This is a genomic window from Thalassospiraceae bacterium LMO-SO8 (assembly GCA_031655335.1).
Lineage (GTDB): Bacteria > Pseudomonadota > Alphaproteobacteria > Rhodospirillales > Casp-alpha2 > UBA1479.
The window spans coordinates 176,276-198,293 of the sequence record CP134226.1 but is presented as its reverse complement, the minus strand read 5'-3'; the positions used below and the strand labels follow the sequence as shown (position 1 = coordinate 198,293).

At 65.7% G+C, this 22,018-nt stretch carries 12 protein-coding genes; 7 read left to right on the top strand and 5 right to left on the bottom strand.

What is annotated here, in order from left to right; genetic code table 11:
• Positions 1-1,266, bottom strand: coding sequence for a M48 family metalloprotease (locus RJ527_00940; protein ID WND76321.1), 1,266 nt, complete (start codon positions 1,264-1,266; stop codon positions 1-3).
• A gap of 181 nt (positions 1,267-1,447) precedes the next feature.
• Between RJ527_00940 and RJ527_00935 the strand changes: the two genes are divergently transcribed.
• Positions 1,448-3,106 carry a gamma-glutamyltransferase gene (locus RJ527_00935; GenBank protein ID WND76320.1) on the top strand — a complete coding sequence of 553 codons (1,659 nt, stop codon included), beginning with the start codon at positions 1,448-1,450 and terminating at the stop codon, positions 3,104-3,106.
• 22 nt (positions 3,107-3,128) lie between these two features.
• Positions 3,129-4,277 (top strand): aminotransferase class I/II-fold pyridoxal phosphate-dependent enzyme, encoded by a 1,149-nt coding sequence (locus RJ527_00930; protein WND76319.1) that lies wholly within the window; start codon positions 3,129-3,131, stop codon positions 4,275-4,277.
• Between the two features lie 61 nt (positions 4,278-4,338).
• On the opposite strand, the gene RJ527_00925 is transcribed toward RJ527_00930, so the two are convergent.
• Entirely contained in the window at positions 4,339-6,921 is a 2,583-nt protein-coding gene (locus RJ527_00925; GenBank protein WND76318.1) for a ribonuclease E/G, read from the bottom strand.
• Positions 6,922-7,477: 556 nt separating this feature from the next.
• Between RJ527_00925 and RJ527_00920 the strand changes: the two genes are divergently transcribed.
• The 3 genes from RJ527_00920 to prfB all read left to right on the top strand — a co-directional run bounded on the left by RJ527_00920 (position 7,478) and on the right by prfB (position 12,658).
• Positions 7,478-8,866: an N-acetylmuramoyl-L-alanine amidase gene (locus RJ527_00920; GenBank protein ID WND76317.1), complete on the top strand. Its 1,389-nt coding sequence runs from the start codon at positions 7,478-7,480 to the stop codon at positions 8,864-8,866.
• Between the two features lie 118 nt (positions 8,867-8,984).
• On the top strand, positions 8,985-11,447 hold the full coding sequence (locus RJ527_00915; GenBank protein ID WND76316.1) for a penicillin-binding protein 1A: 2,463 nt from the start codon (positions 8,985-8,987) through the stop codon (positions 11,445-11,447).
• An 88-nt stretch (positions 11,448-11,535) separates the two neighbouring features.
• Positions 11,536-12,658, top strand: a protein-coding gene (prfB, locus tag RJ527_00910; protein ID WND76315.1) for a peptide chain release factor 2 whose coding sequence is annotated in 2 segments (ribosomal slippage) — positions 11,536-11,604 and positions 11,606-12,658 — 1,122 coding nt in all. Because the reading frame shifts where the segments join, the coding sequence is not laid out codon by codon here.
• Positions 12,659-12,802: 144 nt separating this feature from the next.
• On the opposite strand, the gene RJ527_00905 is transcribed toward prfB, so the two are convergent.
• From RJ527_00905 to RJ527_00895, 3 genes are all read right to left on the bottom strand, one after another.
• Positions 12,803-13,402, bottom strand: a complete 600-nt coding sequence (locus RJ527_00905) for a flagellar basal body-associated FliL family protein (GenBank protein ID WND76314.1) — start codon at positions 13,400-13,402, stop codon at positions 12,803-12,805.
• Positions 13,403-13,538: 136 nt separating this feature from the next.
• On the bottom strand, positions 13,539-14,003 hold the full coding sequence (gene bcp / locus RJ527_00900; protein WND76313.1) for a thioredoxin-dependent thiol peroxidase: 465 nt from the start codon (positions 14,001-14,003) through the stop codon (positions 13,539-13,541).
• Between the two features lie 28 nt (positions 14,004-14,031).
• Entirely contained in the window at positions 14,032-17,040 is a 3,009-nt protein-coding gene (locus RJ527_00895; GenBank protein ID WND76312.1) for a bifunctional [glutamine synthetase] adenylyltransferase/[glutamine synthetase]-adenylyl-L-tyrosine phosphorylase, read from the bottom strand.
• Between the two features lie 85 nt (positions 17,041-17,125).
• Between RJ527_00895 and RJ527_00890 the strand changes: the two genes are divergently transcribed.
• Both RJ527_00890 and RJ527_00885 read left to right on the top strand, forming a co-directional pair.
• Positions 17,126-20,470, top strand: a complete 3,345-nt coding sequence (locus RJ527_00890; protein ID WND76311.1) for a DUF3971 domain-containing protein — start codon at positions 17,126-17,128, stop codon at positions 20,468-20,470.
• Complete coding sequence (locus RJ527_00885; protein ID WND76310.1) at positions 20,467-22,011, top strand: glycosyltransferase family 39 protein; 1,545 nt, start codon at positions 20,467-20,469, stop codon at positions 22,009-22,011. The genes RJ527_00890 and RJ527_00885 overlap by 4 nt, the downstream gene beginning before the upstream one ends.
• The last annotated feature ends 7 nt before the right edge of the window (positions 22,012-22,018 follow it).

Here is a 22,018-nt window from a genome sequence, read left to right as displayed (position 1 = left end):
CTATTGTTCCTTCCGCTTCTGCTGCTGGACCTGTGCGGCGTTGATGATGTCCTTGGCGCGGACCCATTCGGGACTGCCTTCGGTGAACGACCGGGCGGCGACTTCGCCGTTGTAGATCGCCTTTTCCATTTCGCCCCGCAGGAACGCGGCGTCGGCGTGGTAAAGCCGGGCCCGCGGCTCATCGCCCTTTTTGTAATAGGCGTTGCCGAGAAGTTGATAGATGCCCGGCGAGAACCGCTCGTAATGGGCGGCGAATTTCAGGTTTTCGATGGCGTCGTCAAGAACCTTGGGGTCTTCGGTCGCCAGTTCGACGCGGGCCAGTTCCATGCGCAGCAGGTCCGATTTCGGCAGCAGCTCCACGGCCTTGGCGTAGGACGGCATGGCGCCCTTGGCGTCGCCGTTTTCATACAGGCCCTGGCCCTTGATCTCGTGGAAGTAGGGATCGTCCGGATGCTCGGCGATCAGGCTGTCGATGGCGGCCAGAAACTCTTCTATCCGCGCGGTCCTGAAAAAGGCGATGGCCCGGGCATAGCGGGCCGGCACGCTGGTGTCGTCGCTCTTGAACTTGCGCAGCGCCTGGCCCGGCGTGAGAAAGGCAAGCAGCTTGGCCTGCATGCGCGCGTGCCGGGCGACCAGCTTCGGGTCGTCCTTGATGTCCGAATAGGGGGACCGTTCGACATGGGCTTCCAGTGCGTCGATACGTTCGCGGGTCAGCGGGTGGGTCAGCAGATAGGGGTCGCGGCTGGCGTTGATCAGAAGTTCGTTGGATTCCAGCTTGCCCATGAATTCCAGCAGGCCCTTGGTCGATTGCTTGGTGCGGTCCAGGTAGGTCATGGCGGCTTGGTCGGCAGCCGCTTCATGGCCCCGGTTGTAGGCCAGGAACGACCGCTGGAGCATGCTTTGCCCGCCGCCCAGGATCGCCGCGCCCGCATCGGGCGCGCCGGCGATGACCGCGGCGCTGCCCAGGATCATGGACAGGATCTGGGCCGCCGCCGTGCGCGACAGGGCTTCGTGGGTCCGCGCCAGATGATTGCCCGCGATATGGCCTGTTTCGTGGGCGATCACGCCGATCACCTGCCCAGGGGCGTCGGCCTGCATCAACAGGCCCGTATTGATGAACATGTTCTGGCCGCCCGCGACAAAGGCGTTGAGTCGGTGGTCGTTTACGAGGTAGGTCTTGATGGACTTGGGATTCAGCCCCGCGGCCTCGAAAACTGGCGTCGCGTACTCCTGGATGATATTTTCGATTTCGACGTCCCGAATCATCGACAAGCGCTGGGCAAGGGAAGCCGTCGACCAAAAGCACAGGCCGATGCCAAAAACAACGATCAAAAACAACGGTTTAAAGATGCGGCTTTTCAAAGCAATCAGCGCCGGTTGGGACGCGTTCCCTTCTGTTTCCGGGCCCGTTAAACGTAGTCACGCTCCGGGGTCCCGTCAATTCACCATGCCGATAGTGGCCGTTGCGCTTTGCACGGGGCTCGTCGCCGGCTGTTCGGGGGGGATTTCCAACCCGTTCGGCGATAAGAAGGAAGAAAACACCAAGCAGTTGGGCGAGACCGGCTTCGTGCGCGGTTTCCTGGGCGGCATCGCCGCCGACGATCCGCAGGCCGCCCTTGTTGGACGCGACATTCTGTCGGCTGGCGGGTCCGCGGCGGATGCGGTGACGGCCATGTACTTTACCCTGGCGGTGACCAAGCCGACCCATGCGGGCCTGGGCGGCGGCGGCGTCTGCGTCATTCGCGACAACGTCAACAAACGCAACGACGTGCTGTCGTTTCCGGCGCTGGTTCCCCAGGGTGCCGGCGGCGCCGACCGGGGCAAGGTGCCCGTGCCGGGCAATCCCAGAGGGTTCGCGGTGCTTCATGCGCGCCTTGGCAGCCTGAAATGGGGCCAGGTGGTGCAGCCGGCGGAAAACCTGGCGCGGTTCGGCGGGATCGTGTCGCGCGCCTTCGCCATGGATTTGCGCCAGCAGGCCGGACGTCTGGCGGGGCTGCCCGACGTGACGGCTTTGTTCCGCAAGGCCGGGTCGCCGAACCTGGCCAAGGAAGGCGACCGCATGGACCGTCTGCGCATTGCGGGCGTGCTCGGCCGCCTGCGGGTGCGCGGGGTCGGCGATTTTTACCAGGGCCAGCTGGCGCGTGATTTCGTCGACGACGCCAACAGTCAGGGCGGCGCGCTGACCATCGAGGATATGCGCGCCTATCTGCCCGAGGTCCGGCCCGCGATCACGCTGCCCTATATCGAACGCACGCAATTCCTGTTTCCTTCGCCCCCCGTCCTGGGCGGCGCCCTCGCCGCGGACCTGACGGGCATTCTTGCCCAGTCCAAGTATTTCGAACGCGACGATGCCGCGCGCGTGCATTTGTTTGCCGAAGCGGCCCTGGCGGCCCAGGCGCGGCGCACGGACTGGCTTCGGCGGGACGGTCTTGTGACACAGCCGGCCTATTATCTTGTCGATGCCGAACGCCACGCCCTGATCGCCCGCACGCTCGATGAAGACCGCCATGCTCAACGCCCGCCCACAGGCGACGCGGCGATCCCGCTGCCGCCGGGGGCCGATGCAACGGGCATTGTCGCGATCGACCAGCTCGGTTCGGCCGTCGCCTGCACCGTGTCCATGAACGGGGCCTTCGGTTCGGGCAAGATCGCGCCCTCGCTCGGGTTTCTTTTGGCCCGGCCGTCGGGCAAGGACAGCCTGCCGCCGGTGACGGCGACGCCGCTGTTGTTGGTCGGTGAGGCGCGCGTCAAGAAAGACGAGGAACGTGTGTTCATGGCCGCCACGGTGACCGGCGGGCCCGGCGCCACGGAAGCTCTCGCCGATCTGGCGCTTCGGGTGTCCGGTGGCGGACAGAGCCTGGAATCGGTGCTTGCTGGCCCGCGGCTTTATTACGCCGAGGGCACGGACGCCCTGGTCATCGAACCCGGCCTGCCGCAGGACCAGCAGGCGGCGTTGCGGTCGTTGGGCCATACCCTGCATCCGGGGGCTTCGGGCGTGCGCATCAACGCCATTTATTGCGACAGCGGCGTGCCGAACGACAAGCAAGCCTGCGCCGCCTTCGCCGATCCGCGCGGCTTCGGGCTCGGCGCGGTCGGCGACCGCTAGGCCGGGGATCGGCCGCAGGCATATGGCGTTGAAATCATCCAATCGCGGCCAAGTGCCGCCGTTCATCGTCATGGACGTCATGCGCGCCGCCGAGGAACGTGAACGCGCCGGTGAAAAGGTTCTTCACCTGGAGGTCGGTCAGCCTGGCACCAGTGCTCCTTCCAAGGTGATCGAAGCGGCCCGCCAAGCCCTCGACCAAGAGCGCATCGGCTATACCAACGCACTTGGTGTTTGGGGATTGCGCGAAGCCATCGCCCGCCATTACGGCCGGGCCTATGGCGTCGCCGTGGATGCCGAGGACGTGGTGGTGACGACCGGATCGTCCGGCGGGTTCGTGCTGTCCTTCATGGCCGCCTTCGACCCCGGTGACCGGGTCGCCCTGGCGTCGCCGGGATACCCGGCGTACCGCAATATCCTGACCGGCCTGGGGGTCGAGGTGATCGACCTGCCGACGACCCTCGAAGACAATTTCCAGCCGACGGTGGCGCGGCTGCGCGCCCTCGACCGCGACCCCGACGGCCTCATCGTCGCCAGCCCGTCGAACCCGGCGGGCACCATGATCGCCCCGACGGAGTTCAAGGCACTGGTCGATCATTGCCGGGAACGCGGCATTCGTCTGATTTCCGATGAGATTTATCACGGCATCACTTATGGCGCGCCGGGCGTGACGGCGCTGTCCCATACGCGGGACGCCGTGGTCATCAACAGCTTCTCGAAATACTATTCCATGACCGGCTGGCGGCTGGGCTGGATGGTCGTGCCCAAGGACCTGCATCGGGCCATCGAATGCCTGGCGCAGAACCTGTTCATCTCGCCGCCCGGCATTTCCCAACACGCGGGCATGGCGGCCTTCGACTGCACCGAGGAACTGGAAGCCAACGTCCGCCATTATGCCCGCAACCGGGCCCTGTTGCTGGACAAGCTGCCCAAGGCCGGGTTTACGCGTTTGGCCCCGGCCGAGGGGGCGTTCTACATCTATGCCGATGTCTCGGACTTGACCAACGATTCCACCGAATTCTGCCGCCGCATGCTGGCCGAGATCGGCGTCGCGGCGACCCCGGGGGTCGATTTCGATCCGACCAGGGGCGACCATTTCGTGCGGTTTTCCTTCGCCGGCGGCGAAGACGAGGTGTCGCAGGCCGCCGACCGCCTTGTGAACTGGAAACGCTAACGAAAAACGCCGGCGGGTAAGGCACCCGCCGGCGTTTTTTTACGTCACTTGCCCTTCAGGCCTAGTCGACCAGCCGGTTCCACCAGCCGCGACGGGCGTTGGCGGTTTCCGTGTCGGCGCCGACTTCGATCACCACGGTCTTGGCACTGTCCGTTTCCGGCTCGGCCGGTTCGGGGGGCGCCACCGCCATCGCCGGTTCAGGTTCGGGCTGCGGTGCCGGTTCCGGCGCGGGGGCCGGTGCGGCTTCGGGTGAGGGGGCTTCGGGGGCGGACTGTTCCGCAACCGCTTCGGTTGCCGGGGCTGCCCCGTCGGCGGCCTGCGGTTCGGCGGCCGTGTCCGCGGCCTTCTTGGCGGTCCGCCGTCGGCGCGGTTTGGCGGGTTTGTCCTCGCCGTCGCCGTCTTCGGCCGCTTTCGGGGCGCGCCGTGCACGGGTCCGCTTCGGCTTTTCCGCAACCTCGGGAGGCGTTTCGCTTGCCTCGGCGCCGGCGGCTTCCGCCGCCGGTGCGCCGCCGGTCTCGGCGCTTATCGCCGGGGCATCGACGTCGGCAGCCGGAGCATCTGATGCAGGGGCGTCGGGTGTGGGCGCATCCGAGACCGCATCATCGGCCTGGGGTTCGCCACCGGCGTCCGCCGCGATCTCGGTCTGGCCATCTTCCGAACGGCCCTCTTCCGGCCGCCGCCGCCGGCGTCCGCCACGGCGTCCGCGCCGGCGCCGCTTGGGCGCGCCGTCTTCCGACTGCTCGCCCGTGCCTTCCCGCGTCTCGCGCGGCTCGCCGTCGCCATCGGCGTCGGTTTCCTCGCCGCCTTCGGCGGGCTCGTTGGCATCGTTGTCCGTCCGCGTCTCCTGCGTGTCGTGGGCATCGCCCTCGCCGCCGCGTTTGCGCCGCCGTGAGCGCCGCCGCCGCCGCCGGCCGCCTTCTTCCTCGGACTTCTCGCCGTCGCTGTCGCCATCGACGGTTGTCGCTGCCGCCGTCGCCGCCGCCGGCGTCGCCGCGGCGGGGGCTTTCGTCACGGTTTCCACGCCACCGTCGGATTTGACCCGCTCAAGCCGGTGGTCGGGCGGGATCAGGGTGTCGTCGGCTTCGATGCGGATGGTCAGGTTGAAGCGTTGCTCCATGTCGTTGATGGCATGGCGCTTGTTGTTGAACAGATAAAGCGCCACCGCCGTCGGCGTGATCAGGGTCAGTTGCGAGGAGCGGCCCTTCTGCCCTTCCTCGCCAAGCACGCGAAGCATCTGCAACGCCGTCGATTCCGTCGACCGGCGGATGCCCGATCCGCCGCAGTGGGCGCAGGGCTCGAAGCTGGTTTCATGGAGTGCCGGGCGCAGACGCTGGCGTGACAGTTCGAGCAGGCCGAAGGGGCTGATGCGGCCGATCTGGATGCGCGCGCGGTCATTGCGCATGGCGTCCTTCAGGCAGCGTTCGACCTTGGCCTGGTTGCGGCTGACTTCCATGTCGATGAAGTCGATGACGATCAGGCCGGCAAGGTCGCGCAGGCGCAATTGCCGGGCGATTTCCTCGGCCGCTTCCATGTTGGTCTTGAGCGCCGTTTCCTCGATGTTGCGCTCTTTCGTCGCGCGGCCCGAGTTGACGTCGATGGAGACCAGGGCTTCCGTCGGATTGATGACGATGTAACCGCCCGAGCGAAGCTGAACCTCCGGCTCGTGCATGGCGTCCATCTGGCTTTCGACCTGGAACTGCTGGAACAGCGGGATCGAGCCGTCTTCGTGGGGCTGGACCTTTTTCGCGTGGCTGGGAATCAGCAGCTTCATGAAGTCCTTGGCCGCGCGATAAGCTTCGTTGCCCTGGACGATGATTTCGTCGATGTCCTTGGTGTAGAGATCGCGGATCGCGCGTTTGACGATGTCGCTTTCCTCGTGCACCAGGGCCGGGGCGATGGACTTCAGGGTTTTTTCCCGAACCTCGCCCCACAGGCGCAACAGATAGTCGTAATCGCGGCGGATTTCCGCCTTGGTCCGCTTCGATCCCGCCGTGCGCACGATGACCGCCATGCCCTGGGGGATGTCCAGTTCGCCGAGGATCTGCTTGAGTTTCTTGCGGTCACCCGATTGCGCGATTTTGCGCGAAATACCGCCGCCGCGCGCCGTGTTCGGCATCAGCACGCAATAGCGCCCGGCCAGCGACAGATAGGTGGTCAGCGCAGCACCCTTGTTGCCGCGTTCTTCCTTGACGACCTGGACCAGCAAAATCTGGCGCCGTTTGACGACTTCCTGGATTTTGTACTGTCGGCGCAGGTTGACCGGCCGGCGGACGGGGATTTCCTCGTCCTCGCCGCCGAGAACCTCGACGCCTTCGCCGTCGTCCTCGTCGCCGTCCTCGTGCGCCTTGGCTTCCTGTTCCTGGTGCTCGGCGACCAGGGCTTCCCGGTCGGCGATCGGAATCTGGTAGTAGTCGGGATGGATTTCGCTGAAGGCCAGGAAACCGTGACGGTTTCCGCCATAATCGACGAAGCACGCCTGCAACGAGGGTTCAACCCGCGTCACCTTGGCCAGATAAATATTTCCCTTAAGCTGCTTCCGTGACTCTGACTCGACGTCAAATTCTTCCAGGCGGCTGCCGTTTGCGATCACGACCCGGGTCTCTTCCGGATGCGACGCATCGATGAGCATTCTCGTGGTTGGCATAAAAAAGTGTTCTCCAGTGCCCGGCGGCGCGCACATTCGCCGGTTCCGGCAGGAAGTCGTTCCGCCGCGGGGCACATTTCTGTGGTGTTAAGCCGGCCGCGCGCGCAGACATCCGGGCGTTCGCAAGCGAATACGCCAAAACTCTTTCCGGAGACTGCACGGCCGTTGCCAGCATCATTGTTCCTTGGTGAGGTAAACCTCGTTCGGACACTCGTGGGCTCCGGCGAAAATCGCCTCGACATCGCCTGGGACAGGGGGGGAGACCCATGCCCGGACGGTTCCGGCTACGACGGAGCCATTCCTCGCCCGTTTCCCCTACGATCGGGGAGAGGCGGGCCGGTGGAATTCTTCGCCTACTAACATAGACAGAGACCGTCTGTTCCACAACGCTGTTTATGCTCGGCGCGGCGATAGGGGACTGGGATTGCTCGGGAATTCCGGGTGCTCCCTGCGACCGCCGCAATTGCAAGAAAAAAGCGGACGGAATCAACGGATTACCGTAAAATACCGACGGCATGACAGCGAACCGAACCATCGACGTCGCGGCTCCGGGGGCATGAGCACGCGGACCCACCACCGAGCCATGGGGATCGGCGGGCGAATCCGCCATTATGCCATGGTTTTCAGTGCGTTATGTCTTGCCGCCTTGGTTGCGGGCCAAGTCCGCGCCGCAGACGCCGTGGTCACGGACCTGCAAAGCGGGGTCAGCGGCGACGGGGCCCGATTCGTCCTGCACCTGGACCGCCGGGTCGCGTTCCGCCTGTTCACCCTGGTCAATCCCTACCGTGTCGTGGTTGACCTGCCGGAAGTCGGCTGGCAACTGCCGGCCAGACCGTTGCCGGGCAAACAGGGCGTGTTCAACGGCCTGCGCTATGGCCTGTTCCGGCCGGGCAATTCGCGCATCGTGTTCGAATTTCAGCATCCGGTTCAGGTGGCGGACGCTTACGTCACTCCGGGGGCGGGCGGCGGCGCCTTCAAACTGGTGATCGACGCCCAGCGCACCACCCATGACGCCTTCGCCGCCTCCGTCGCGATGCCGCCCCGCGAGATCGCGGGCCTGCGTCCGCGCGGGGCCGCCAAGCCGCCGGCCGCGGCCGCGTCCAGCCGGTTGGAATCCGTCGCACGGCGCACCGCCGCTCTGGTCGCCCCGGCCGAGGCGTCGGCCTCTCCGGCCCCGACCCAAGCCGTGGCCGCCAATTACCTGCCCATGCCGCCGCGCCGTCCCGGCGACCGCCCGTCCGCCCATCGTCCGATGGTGGTCATCGACCCGGGCCATGGAGGCGTCGATCCCGGCGCGCAGAGCCGCCACGGCATTTACGAAAAGCATGTGGTGCTGGCGCTGAGCCGCGAAATCACCCGGCAACTGGTCGCCTCGGGCCGTTACCGGGCGGATATGACCCGTGACCGCGACGTGTTCATCCGTCTGCGGGACCGAGTCGCCATCGCGCGCAAGAAAGGGGCCGACCTCTTCATTTCCGTACATGCGGATTCCATCCGCAATTCGAAGGTGTCCGGGCCCTCGGTCTATACCTTGTCGGAAAAGGCATCGGACAAGGAAGCGGCCGAGCTGGCCGAGCGGGAAAACAAGGCCGACCTGATCGCCGGCATGGACCTGAGCCATGAAAGCGCCGATGTCGCCAACATCCTGATTGACCTGGCGCAGCGCGAATCCATGAACCAGTCGGCGCGCTTCGCCGGCCATCTGGTCAGCGAACTGGGCAACAAGACCGAGGTCCTGCCCCGTCCGCACCGCTTCGCCGGGTTCGCCGTGTTGAAGGCGCCGGACCTGCCGTCGGTCCTGCTGGAAACCGGGTTCCTGTCGAACCGCGACGACGAACGCCGCCTGACCAGCAAGTCCTACCGTCGGCAGTTGGCGTCTGCGATCGTCGACGCCATCGACCGATATTTCGGCGCTGTTGAGCAGGCCAAGATTCGCCAGCCCTAGCCGTGGCGCCATAATTTGTTCATAAACCCCTGGAAATATGCAATGAACCGGCCCGCCCGCCCCATCCGGGGGCGGCTTCCCGGGCGATTGCCGGGCAAAACGAAAGTACAGCGTTAGCATGTTCCGCCTGTTGTCCTCGATTGTCGGATTGATCGTCATCGGTGCCGTGGTCGGCGGGGCGGGGCTGCTCTACGTGCTGTACATTTACGGTCAGGACCTGCCCGACTATCGCCAGCTTGCCAATTACGAGCCGCCGGTGATGACCCGCGTGCATGCGGGCGACGGGCGCCTGCTGGCGGAATTCGCCCGGCAAAAGCGCGTGTTCGTGCCGATCGAGGCGATCCCCAAGCGGGTCATCAAGGCCTTCCTGTCGGCCGAGGACAAGACGTTCTACGAACATCCGGGCATCGATATTCCGGGGGTCATCGCGGCGGCGCTGCGCAACCTGAAGAACATCGGCTCGGACCGCCGGCCTCAGGGGGCCTCGACCATCACCCAGCAGGTCGCCAAGAACTTCCTTCTGACCAACGAGGTCTCGATTGAGCGCAAGATCAAGGAAGCGATCCTCGCCTTCCGCATCGAGCGCGCGTTCTCCAAGGACCGGATTCTCGAACTGTACCTGAACGAGATCTATCTGGGCCTGGGCTCCTACGGGGTCGCGGCGGCGGCGCTCAACTATTTCAACAAGTCCATGGACGAGCTGACCGTGGCCGAGGCCGCCTATCTGGCTGCCCTGCCGAAGGCGCCCAACAACTATCACCCCATCCGCCAGCTTCAGGCGGCGCAGGCGCGCCGCGACTGGGTCGTCAACCGCATGCTCGAAGATCACCTGATCACCGATGAAGAGGCCAAGCGCGCCTGGACCGAGCCGCTGCGCGTCAGCCAGCGCATCGACACGGAATTCGTCGAGGCCGACTATTTCGCCGAGGAAGTGCGCCGCGAGCTTCTCGATCAATACGGCGAGGACCAGCTTTACAACGGCGGTCTGTCCGTGCGCACGACCCTGGATCCACGCCTGCAGCAGATCGCCGAAAAGGCGCTGCGCGACGGCCTGGAAAGCTTCGACCGCCGGGTGCGCGCCTGGCGTGGGCCGCTGGCCCGGGTGCCCGACGGGGTCAGCTTTTCCGGCGCGCCGGAGTGGCGCTCGATCCTGACCGCCTACAAGGCGCCCAAGGGTCTGGAACACCATAAGATCGCCATCGTCACCGCCGTCGACGGCGAAGCCGCCCATCTGGGCCTGGTCGACGGCACGGCCGGGCGTCTGCCCATGGCGCTGATGTCCTGGGCCCGCCGGCGGATCGACGAGGACACCTGGGCGCCCCGGCCCAAGCGGCCGGCGGACGTCGTGGTGCCGGGCGACATCATCGCCGTCAGCCCGGAGACCGAGGACGAGGACGGCAAATCGCTGCCCGAGGGGACATATGCGTTGCGCCAGTTGCCCGAGGTTCAGGGCGGCATCGTCGCCATGGACCCGCACACCGGCCGCGTGCTTGCCATGGTCGGGGGCTATTCGTTCCAGATCAATCAGTTCAACCGGGTGACCCAGGCCTGGCGGCAGCCCGGCTCGGCGGTGAAGCCCTTCGTCTATCTGGCCGGACTGGACGCAGGGTACACGCCGTCGACGCGCATCCTCGACGCGCCCTTTGTGGTCGATCAGGGCCCCGGTCTGCCGAAATGGCGGCCCGGCAACTACACCAACAAGTTCTACGGGCCGTCGACCATGCGCCTGGGAATCGAAAAATCGCGCAACCTGATGACCGTGCGCCTGGCCCAGACCATCGGCATGGAACAGGTCTGCAAGTATGTCGAAGCCTTCGGCATCGTCGATCACCTGCCGCGGGCCCTGTCCATGGCCCTGGGCGCTGGGGAGACGACGCTTTTGCGCCTGACCACCGCCTATGCCATGTTGGTCAACGGCGGCAGGCGGATCGAACCGACCCTGATCGACCGCATCCAGGACCGCAAGGGCCGCACCGTGTTCCGCCACGACGAGCGGCCCTGCCCGCAGTGCCGCACGGGGGCCTGGACCGGCGGCGAACAGGTGCCCGACGTGCCCGACATCCGCGAACAGGTCGCCGACCCGGCCAGCGCCTACCAGATGGTGTCCATGCTGGAAGGCGTGGTTAAGCGCGGCACCGGGGCGCGCATCGGCCAGGAGGTCAAGAAGACCCTGGCCGGCAAGACCGGCACCACCAACAAGAACCGCGACGCCTGGTTCATGGGATTCTCGCCCGACCTGACGGTCGGCGTGTTCGTCGGCTACGACAGCCCGGAAACCTTGGGGCGGCGGGAAACGGGCTCGTCCGTGGCGGCACCCATCTTCGCCCAGTTCATGAAGCAGGCGCTCAAGAACACGCCCGCGATCCCGTTCCGAATTCCGCCCGGCATCCGCCTGGTCCGCGTCGACGCGCAGACCGGCTTGCCGGCCCTGATCGGCCAGACCGAGGACGTGATCTGGGAAAGCTTCAAGCCCGGCACCGTGCCGAAAGAGGACACGGAAATCATTTCCGCCGGCCAGGACATGTCGGGGAACGGTGACGCCACCCAGCAACCCTTCGGCGGCACCGGCGGGCTGTACTGACCGTGGCCGCGCGCCCATATTGATCCGGCGGCCCGCGTCCGCTACAACCCCCTGCCGATCCACCATAAGGAATCCACGGACCCCCGCCATGCGCGCCGAAATCACCAGCATCGTTCAGGACATCGAGCAGTCGTTGGAACTGCTGAGGAGGCATCTTTGACTACGATGATGCCGTTCTCAAACTTCAGGAACTGAACGCCCAGGCGGAAAACCCCGACCTGTGGAACAAGCCGGAAAAAGCCCAGGCCCTGATGCGCGAGCGCAACCGTCTGGAAGCCGGAATCAAATCCATCGACGTGGTTCAGCGCGAACTTGCCGACAACGTTGACCTGATCGAACTGGGCGAGGCCGAGGGCGATGATGCCGTCGTCGCCGAGGCCGAGGCGGCGTTGACGGCGCTCAAGGTGCGGGCCGACGCGGCGGAACTGGAAACCTTGCTGTCCGGCGAGGCCGACGCCAACGACGCCTATCTCGAAGTCCACGCCGGGGCCGGCGGCACGGAGGCCCAGGACTGGGCGGAAATGCTGCTGCGCATGTACGCGCGCTGGGCCGAGGCCCATGGCTACAAGGTCGAATGGCTGGAAGAAAGCCCGGGCGAAGAGGCCGGCATCAAATCGGCGACCTTGAAGATTTCCGGCCATAACGCCTATGGCTGGCTCAAGACCGAAAGCGGCGTGCACCGGCTGGTCCGCATCTCGCCCTACGATTCAAGTGCGCGCCGCCACACCAGCTTTTCCTCGGCCTGGGTCTATCCGGTGGTCGACGACACCATCGAAGTGGTGATCGAGGACAAGGACCTGCGCATCGACACCTACCGCGCCTCGGGGGCGGGCGGGCAGCACGTCAACAAGACCGACAGCGCCATCCGCATCACCCACCTGCCGACCAACATCGTCGTGCAGTGCCAGAACGACCGCTCGCAGCACAAGAACCGCGCCCAGGCCTTCGCCATGCTGAAGGCGCGGCTGTACGAGTTCGAACTGCGCAAGCGCGAGGAAGAGGCCCAGGCCCAGGCTGACGCCAAGACCGACATCGGCTGGGGTCACCAGATCCGCTCCTATGTGTTGCAGCCCTACCAGATGGTCAAGGACCTGCGCACCAACGTGGAAACGTCGAATACCCAGGCGGTGCTCGACGGCGACCTCGACGAGTTCATGGCGGCCGCGCTGGCCCAACGGGTCAAGGGTGGTGACGAAGGGGCGGCGGGATGACCGTCGGCTCGGCTCACCGTTAAAGAGGCGAAGGTCACAATGCAGACCTTCGCCGCATGCATCGGCGCCGCCATCATCATCGCAGCCCCGCGTACTCTTGTCTGAGTTAAAAAGGGGATCGAAAGGTGCCCTCGGAATTCGCGGCTACTGAATGATCAGGTCCTTGAACAGGACCGTATGGGCCTTGACCGGGGCGATCGCGAAATTGATGACGTTCAGCAACTCGAAGCGCAGGCGCTCCGAGCCTTCCTTGCCGATCACGTCCTTGTATTCCAGGTCGCGCAGCTGGGTTTTGATGTTGTCCACCACCAGCGCCATTTTCGCCTCGTCCTGAAGGGCGGGCAGGTCGTGTTCATCGACCTGCACGATCAGGTTCAGCTTGATGAAATGATTGCGCTTGCCGACCTTCTTCAGGTCGGTGCGGATTTCCGGCAACTGGTGAATGACCGGCTTGCCGATTTCCAGGGTCACCTCGGTGATCGCGGGCTTGCCGAGGATGGCTTCGGTCGCGCCCAGCATATGGGCGGTAAAGCCGCCGCCGATCAGGACAAGCAGAACCCCGGCGATGGCCGCGATCTTGAGGATCTTTTTCTTCTTGGCGGCCTTGAGCTCTTCCTCGGTGGGTTCGTCGTCTTCGTCGTCCTCCCACTCTTCGTCGTCGTCCTCCCACTCCTCGCCGTCCTCAAGCTCTTCGTCGTCCTCGTATTCCTCGTCGTCGTCGATTTCGTCGGTCTTGTCGGCCATCGATATTTCCCCAGAGGACGTGGACCCGACGGTGCATCGGGCCGGACTCGATTTTATCGAGGGCGGAGACTAGCGCAAAATCCGCGCCGTCAAAACCACCCAATGGTCGAGGTTTCAGCGATCCAGCGAAGCGCGCCTAGAGCGCCTTGACCGCGGCCAGCACCTCGTCGGCGTGTTCCTTGACCTTCACCTTGGGCCAGATGTTGCGGATCACGCCCTTTTCGTCGATCAGAAACGTTGCGCGCTGGATGCCCATGTACTTGCGGCCGTACATGTTCTTTTCGACCCATACGCCGTAGCTTTCGCACAGGCTGCCGTCCTCGTCCGACACCAGATGAAAGGGCAGGTCGTACTTGGCCTTGAACTTGTCGTGGCGGGCGACCGAGTCCTTGGAGGCGCCGACGATCACGGCTCCTTCCTTCTCGAACGCCTTGATCGCGTCGCGGAAACCCTGGGCCTCGGTGGTGCAGCCCGGCGTGTCGTCCTTGGGGTAGAAGTACAGCACGACCTTCTTGCCCTTCAGGTCCTTCAACGCCAGCATGCCGCCGCCGTCCGCGGGCAGGGTGAAATCGGGGGCCTTGTCGCCGGTGGAAAGGGTCATGGTTCGGGTCTCCTTGTTCGTCGTGGTCTCATTCGGTCTCGTCATCGGCGGGCGGCAGGTCCGCCGCCGGGCCGTCGATCAGGTCCTGGTAGATATCGAACACGGCCTGGGCCGTTTCCATCATCAAGCGTTTCAGGCCGGTGAAATCGTCCGCCCCCGCGACGCGCACCAGGTCGTCGGCCAGGGCGCCGGAAATCAGATCTTCCTTTTCCTTGGTCAGGGTGCCCTCGATGGTTTCGGCGAGCAGGCCGAGGATACCCATCCAAAGCTGCTGCGCCCGCATCAGGGTTCGCCAATGGGCGGTCGCCAACACGCCGGCCGATTTCAGCTTGTCCAGGCTGGCGGCCGTGTTGGCGTCGCGGATATCGGGATGGTCGCCGATATGACGCAGGGTCAGGTACTGCACGATGAAGGCGATGTCGACCAGGCCGCCGCGCAGATTCTTGACGTCCCAGATGCAGTCCGACGTCTTTTCCTTTGCGATGCGCTGGCGCATGTCGGCGGCGTCGCGCAGCAGCTTCACCGGGTCCACGGGATCGCCCAGGATGGCGGCGATGGCATTCTCGACCCGGCCGCGCAGATCGCCGGTGCCGGCCACGGCGCGGGCGCGGACCAGGGCCATGCGTTCCCATGTCCAGGCCGATTCATCATGGTACTTGCGGAACGCGGTCAGCGACGTGGCCAGCGGCCCCTTGGTGCCCGACGGGCGCAGGCGCATGTCGACCTCGTACAACGGCCCCTCCACCATCATCGCCGTGACGGCGTTGATCGTGCGCTGGGTCAGGCGGCCGAAATACTGCGCCGGGGCAAGCGGCCGCCCGCCGTCCGATTCCTCGGCGTCGTCGGCGGCGTCGTAAACGAAGATCAGGTCCAGGTCGGAGGCCGCGGTCATTTCCCGGCTGCCCAGGCGGCCGAGCGCCACGATGGCGATCTCGCCGCCGGGGATGCGGCCGTGGCCCGCGGCGAAGTCGTCGGCGACGCGGGCCAGCACCGCGCCCAACGCCGTCTCGGCGATGTCCGAGAGTGCGCACGAGGCATCCAGCGGCGCGATCCGGGCATCCAGGCGCTGCACGCCGACCTGAAAGCGGCGGTCGTTGGCCCAGCGCCGGCAGGTGATCAGCACGTCCTCCAGATCTCGGCAGGCCTTCAACTGGGCTTCGAGTTCGTCGTGCAGGCCCGAAATATCCGGGGGTGGGTCGAAGAAATCGGCGGTCAGCACGCTGTCCAGGATCGACGCGTGATTGCCCATATGCTCCGCCAGCTTGGGCGCCTTGCCGGCGATCTCGACCACCAGGGACAACAGGTGCGGGTTGGAATGGAACATGGAAAACAGCTGCACGCCGCCGGGCAGCACCTTGAGGAAGCTGTCGAAGCGCAGAAAGGTCTTGTCCGGTTCCGGCGTCTTGGCGATGGCGCGCAGCAGCACGGGCATCAGTTCGGTCAGCAATTCGCGGGACCGGGTCGACCGCATCGCCCGGTAGCGTCCATGGTGCCAGGCCCGAATTTGGGCGTCGACGCGGGCCGGTTCCTCGAACCCCATCTTGCGGATGGTCGCCAGCGTGTCCGGATCGGCTTCGCCGCCGGTGAACACAAGATTGCCGCCGGCCCCGTCCTGGTCCGCCTCGGCGCTGAGCGCCGGCGCGTCGCCGAACAGGGCCCCGTAATGGGTCTGCACCCGCTCAAGGTGGCTGGTCAGAACCTCGGCGAAGGCGGCGCCCGTGGCATAGCCCATGAAACCGGCGAAGGCGTCGAAGGCTTCCGGTTCGTCGGGCAGGATGTGGGTTTGTTCGTCGTTGACCATCTGCAGCCGATGTTCGACCTGGCGCAGGAAGTCATAGGCGGCCTTCATGTCCGCCGCCGCCTCGGGCGTGACCTGTTCCAGGGTGACCAGACAGTCGATGGCGGCCTTGGTGCCGGACAGGCGTAGTTCCGGGATGCGCCCGCCCCAGATCAACTGCTGGGTCTGGGCGAAGAATTCGATCTCGCGGATGCCGCCGCCGCCCAGCTTGACGTTGTGGCCCAGCGCCTTGATCGCGCCGATGCCGCGATGCGCGTTGATCTGGCGCTTGATCGAATGGATGTCCTGGATCGCCGCGAAGTCCAGATGCTTGCGCCAGATGAAGGGGCGCAGCCATTCCAGGAACCGCGTGCCGGCCTCCAGGTCGCCGGCCACGGCGCGGGCCTTGATCATGGCGGCGCGTTCCCAGTTCTGGCCCAGGCTCTCGTAATAGCTTTCGGCGGCCAGGACGGAAATCGCCAATGGCGTGGCGCTGGGATCCGGGCGCAGGCGCAGGTCCGTGCGGAACACGTAGCCGTCGGCCGTCCGCTCATCCATGATCCGGAGCATCTGGCGGACCATGCGGACCATGGCCGGCTGTAGGTCGTCGGGCTTGGCCGTGCGCATGACCTCGGGGTCGAACAGCACGATGATGTCGATGTCCGAGGAATAGTTCAGCTCGCGCGCGCCCAGCTTGCCCATGCCGAGCACGACCAGGCCCGACCCCTGCGACGGCGATGCGGGATCGGCCAGTTCCAGGGCGCCGCGCCGCGCCATTTCACCGAGACAGAAATCGCAGGCGGCCTTGAGGCAGGCTTCGGCGACGTCGCTGAGCCCGCCCGTGACCTGTTCCAGGGACCAGTCGCCGCCGATGTCGGCCATGGCGATGGCCAAGGCCGCGCGCTTTTTGGCGACGCGCAGGCGCGTCTTTATGGCGGGTTCGGTTTCGCCCTCCGGGGCACCGGCAATGTCCGACAGGACGCCGGCCAGGACCGCGTCGGGGCCGTCGGACAAAATGCGCAGGGTGAACGCGGGGTCGCTCGAGGCGAGGCGGCCGAGGAACGGGCTATGGGCGAATACCGCGTCCAGCAGAGCCTTGCCCGGGCCGCCGCCGGCGATTTCCGCCGCCGCCGATTCGGTGCCTGGATCGGCGGCGCGGGAAACGGCGGAATCCCAATGTTCCCAGGCAACTGCCAGGGATTCGGGGTTTCCCGGGCTTGGCAGATCGGGTTTACTGCTGAAGGCCGAATTTTCAGGCATACTAATCACTTGTTTCTCAGGCCTTGGGGGGGCCTGAACACTGCGGTAAGCAAAAACTGGGGTCAAGCGCGCTAACGGAGGCGTGGTGGCAAACGACGTCGAACAACACGGCGGGCAGGGTGAGAATCGGACGGGTGGCCATCTCAAGCGGTGGTGCCGGGGTGCCGCGCATCTTGCCGGCGGCCTGCTGGCGGGCGTGGCCATCGTCGCGGGCCTGCTGTCGTGGCAATTATCCAAGGGGCCGATCTCCCTCAGCTTCCTCACGCCCTATATCGAACAGGCGCTCAACGAACGCAGCCCCGACATGCAGGTCGAACTGGGCGACACCATCCTGACCTGGGCCGGGTGGGAGCGCGCCCTCGACATCCGTGTGCTCGACGTTCTGGTCTACGACCGCGCGGGCGCCATCGTCGCCGCGATCCCCGAAGTTTCGTTCTCGCTGTCCAGTCAGGCCCTGATCCGGCGTGGCGCGATCGTGCCGAAAAGCGTCGAGCTGTTCGGCCCACGCCTGGTTCTGCGGCGCGGCGCCGACGGCACGTTCGAGGTCAATCTGGGCAACGCCCAATCCGACGGCAAGGATATTTCCGACGGCAAGGGGTTGGGCAGCGGGCTGCTCGACCTGCTGGTCGCCAAGGCCGGGGCCGGTCCGGATGCGGGGGCGCAACTGGCCTATCTGTCGCGTCTCAACATCATCGGCGCGGAAACGGTGATCGTCGATGAAATCCTGGGCCGGCGATGGACCGCGCCGGTCGCCGACATTCGCCTGGTCCGCGACGGCGCGGGGATTCAGGGCGAGGTCGCCTTGCAGATGGATATGAACGGCCGCCGGTCCGAGGTCACGGCCAAGGGCAGCTATCTCGTCAACGAGGGGCGCCTGGCCGTCAGCGTCGCCTTCACCGATCTGGATCCGAAGGCGCTTGCCGGTTTCCACGAATCCCTCAAGCGGTTCGAAAGCATTCAGCTTCCGCTCAAGGGCACGGTTACCCTGGGCATGACCGTCAACGGCCCGCCCGAGGATATCGGCTTCCGCTTCACAGGTGGCGAGGGCGAGATACGCACCCCGGATCCGTATCAGGAAGCGATCGCGGTCAAATCCCTTGTTCTTGCCGGGCGCTATGACGGCCGCGCCCGGACGGCGGAAGTCCACGATTTCACCGTTGTCACCAAGGAAGGGGAAAGCGTGCGTTCTCCGGGCTCGGCGGCGCACCGCCTGCCGGTCGCCGGGCTGCAGTTTTCCGGCAAATACTGGATGGATGACGATCGCTTGGAAATCTCGCGGCTTGCCGTCGACACGGGCGGCCCGCAGGCCACGCTGACCGGCACCGTGGAAGACGCGACGGGAAGCGCCGTGGGCGCCTTCGACGTGGCGCTTCAGAACGCCCCGCTGAAGGACATCCGGAAGTACTGGGCCCCGGAGTGGGCGCCCGATGTCTACAACTGGTGGACGGAAAACGTGAAGGACGGCGTGGTGCCGCGCCTCAACATGAAGGTCCACGTCAGCGGCGGGGCAGGCGGCTGGGCGCTGACCTCGGTGGTTGGCGACATGGATTTCCGGGACACGGTCCTGTCCTATCTTCCCGGCATGCCGGACATCACGGACTTGGCGGGCAAATCGACCTTTACCCACAAACGCTTTGACGTCTTCGTCAGCCAGGGGAAATCGGGCGGGATGACGCTCAGCGAAGGGCAGTTGTTCATCACTGGCCTGTCGACCGACCGGGAACAGGCGGAAATCCAGGCCACGATCGCGGGTCAGCTCGACAAGGCGCTGGCCTTGATCGACCATCCGCCGCTGGCCTATGCGGCCAAGATGGAGGTCGATCCCAAGGGCACCAAGGGGGCGGCAAAGGTCCGTCTGCGCATCGCGTTTCCGTTGATCCTCGATCTGAAGCTGGCGGACGTGAACATCGCCGCCGACGCGCGCCTGCGCGACGCCGCGATTCCCCATGCCCTGCACGGCTTCGATCTGGACGCGGCCGACCTGACCATGTCCATCGACAAACGCGGCATGGAGGTCAAGGGCAACGGCATCGTCGCCGGCATGCCGGCGGATATTTCCTGGCGCGAGAACTTCGGCGAGAAGGTCGCCTTCCGCACGATCCTGGACCTGTCCGGGCGGATTCCCGATGTCGAGCGCATCCGCCAATTGGGCCTGAACGTCGGCCTTCTGAACGAGGAATACGTCAGCGGCGCCGTCGGTGCCAACCTGCGCTTCACGGTGCTGAACGACGGCGAAACGCGGGTCGAGGTCCGCGCCGACCTGGCCGAGGCGCAACTGGCCGTCGACCGGGTGAAATGGAAGAAACCCTTTGGGGCCGCCGGCCGGGCGGAAATGAACATCACCTTCAAGCAGGATAAGGCGCGCGAGATCACCCATTTCGCGCTCTATGCCGAGGATCTGGCCGTCGCCGGGCGGGGGACGTTCGAGGACGACGGAAAATCCGTTCAACGCATCGATTTCACGCGCATCAACCACGGCCGCACGGACATGAAGGGGGCGTTGATCCGCCGCGCCGACGGCGCCTGGGACCTGGGGTTCCATGGCGCGGGGCTCGACCTGTCGCCGGTGTGGAAGGAACTGACCGAAAGCAAGGGCGGGGAGTTGCTGGGGGACTTCGTGCTCGCCGCCGAATTCGACAAGGTCTGGATCGACGACAAACGGGCCCTGAGCGATGTGTCCGGCACGTTCCAGCGTGAAGGCGATATCTGGCGCACGGTTTATCTGAAATCGGTACTCGACGGCGCCACGGCGTTGAACGTGGAACTCAAGCCGGGACCGAACGGCGGCAACCGCACGGTTGATATCAGCACCGCCGACGCGGGCATCGTGCTGCGCACGCTGGGATTCTACGACAACATGCAGGGCGGCGCCCTGCAATTGACAGGCACCTTCGACGACAGCCAACCCGATCATCCCCTGAAAGGCCGTCTGCTGATCCGCGATTACCGCGTTCTGAAGGCACCGGCCTTGGCCCATCTGGTCAGCATCATGGCGCTGACCGGCATCCTGGATGCGCTGCAAGGCGACGGCCTGGGCTTCGCCGTGCTCGACATTCCCTTCACCATGCGCTCGGGCGTGGTCGAAATTGCCGACGCCCGCGCGGCGGGCGCGTCGCTCGGCTTCACGGCCTCGGGCACGGTCTATACCCATGCCGATATCGTCGACTTGGAAGGCACGGTCGTGCCGGCCTATGCCATCAATTCGGCCTTGGGGCGCATTCCGATCCTGGGCAACATCTTCACCGGCGGCGAGAAGGGCAGCGGTCTGTTCGCCGCCAACTTCCGCATGACCGGCCCGCAGGAAGATCCAAAGGTCGATGTCAATCCGCTGTCGGCACTCGCCCCCGGGTTCCTGCGCCGACTGTTCGGCGTGTTCGGGGATTCACCGTCGGCGCCCAAAGACCTAAATCCCGTCCCGACGCCGAAATGAACGCTTTGACCGGCCGGATCATTGCCGCCGGCCCGGGCCGGTTGGCTGTGGCGTTGGCGACCTATGTGGCGGTTCTGCTGGTCCTGCGTCTGTCGTTGTTTCCGGGGGGCTCCGACGATGACGCGGAAATCCTTTATTACACACAGTCCTGGGCGCTCGCCTACAAGACGGGCCAGCCGCCGCTCTACGCCTGGCTGATCCGCGCGGCAGAGGAGATCATGGGCCCCGCCATGGGGGCGGTGGTCGGGGTCAAATACGCGTTGCTCGCCGCGTTCTATGTCTTTGCCTATCAGGCCGCGCGGCGGCTGTTCACGGACAGCCTGTTCGCCGCCCTGGCGCCGCTGTCGCTGGTCGCCTGTTATTTCATCGGCTGGGAAACGGTCGTCAGCTATTCTCATACGGTCCTGCTGCTGGCGGCCATGGCGGCGGCGTTCTGGCTGGTCCTGCGTCTGGAAACACGGTTCGGATGGCTGGACTATCTGTGGGTTGCCCTGGCGGTCGCCACGGGCCTGCTCGCGAAATACAATTTCATCCTGTTCTTGGTGCCGCTGCTGGCCGCCGCGTGGCGGCATCCGGGGCTGCGGGGCCGCGTGTTTGGTCTGCGCTTTCTGGCGGCGATGATCCTGGCCGCCGGGATCGCGGCGCTTCCCCTGGTTCATTTCCTGACCGATGCCGACGCCCTGGCCGCCGCCGCCGGGGCCGGGCGCCTGTTCCCCGTGGTCGATGACCGGCTGGCGGCGGCGGGCCGGGGGCTTGGGCAATTCACCCTGGCGACCCTCGGTCTGGTGTCGCCGTTCCTGCCGTTCGCCTTGGGGATGTTCCCCGGGGCCTTGGCGCCGCTGCCCCGTCCGTCGGCGCGTCTGATCAATTCGGGACGATTCCTGGAAACCTATCTGCTGGTGCTGGTGGTGGTTTGCGTCGCGGCGATCCTGGTCACGGGGGCGGCGGACGTGCGCAACAACTGGGTGGTGGTGTGGTTCCCGCTGCCGCTTTACCTGCTGCTGCGCATCAAGGTGTTCACGGATGCCGACGGGGCGGAACGCCGTCTGCATTGGTTCACGGCCGCCCTTCTGGTCGTGACGCTTGCCGTGCCGGCGGGCCTTGTCGGGCGGGGCATTCTGGGTCCTCAGACCTGCCGCAAATGCAATTTCTTCGTCCCTTACGAGGAGCTTGCCCGCAGTCTGGCCGTCGCCGGGTTCAGCGCCGGGACCATCGTCGCCGTGGATCGTCCGAACCAGATCGCCGGAAATTTGCGCCGCTATTTCCCCCATGCCCGCGTGATCAGTACCCGGTGGCGCGATTACATGCCGCCCCTGAACGCCGCCGGGCAGGCGGGGGAAGGCGGCAAATGCGCGCTGATCTGGTCCGGTGGGCCGTCCGAGGGCGGGGAGGGGCGGATGCTGGTCGAAGACCTGCGGGGCGGCATCCCCGTGCCGAAGCAGACGATCTTCCGCCGAAGCACGCATCCCTTGCCGGGCAATCCGGACAAACGTCTGTCCTGGTCCTTCGTGGTGCTGGACGGCGAGGGCACCTGCCGCTAGCGGGCTT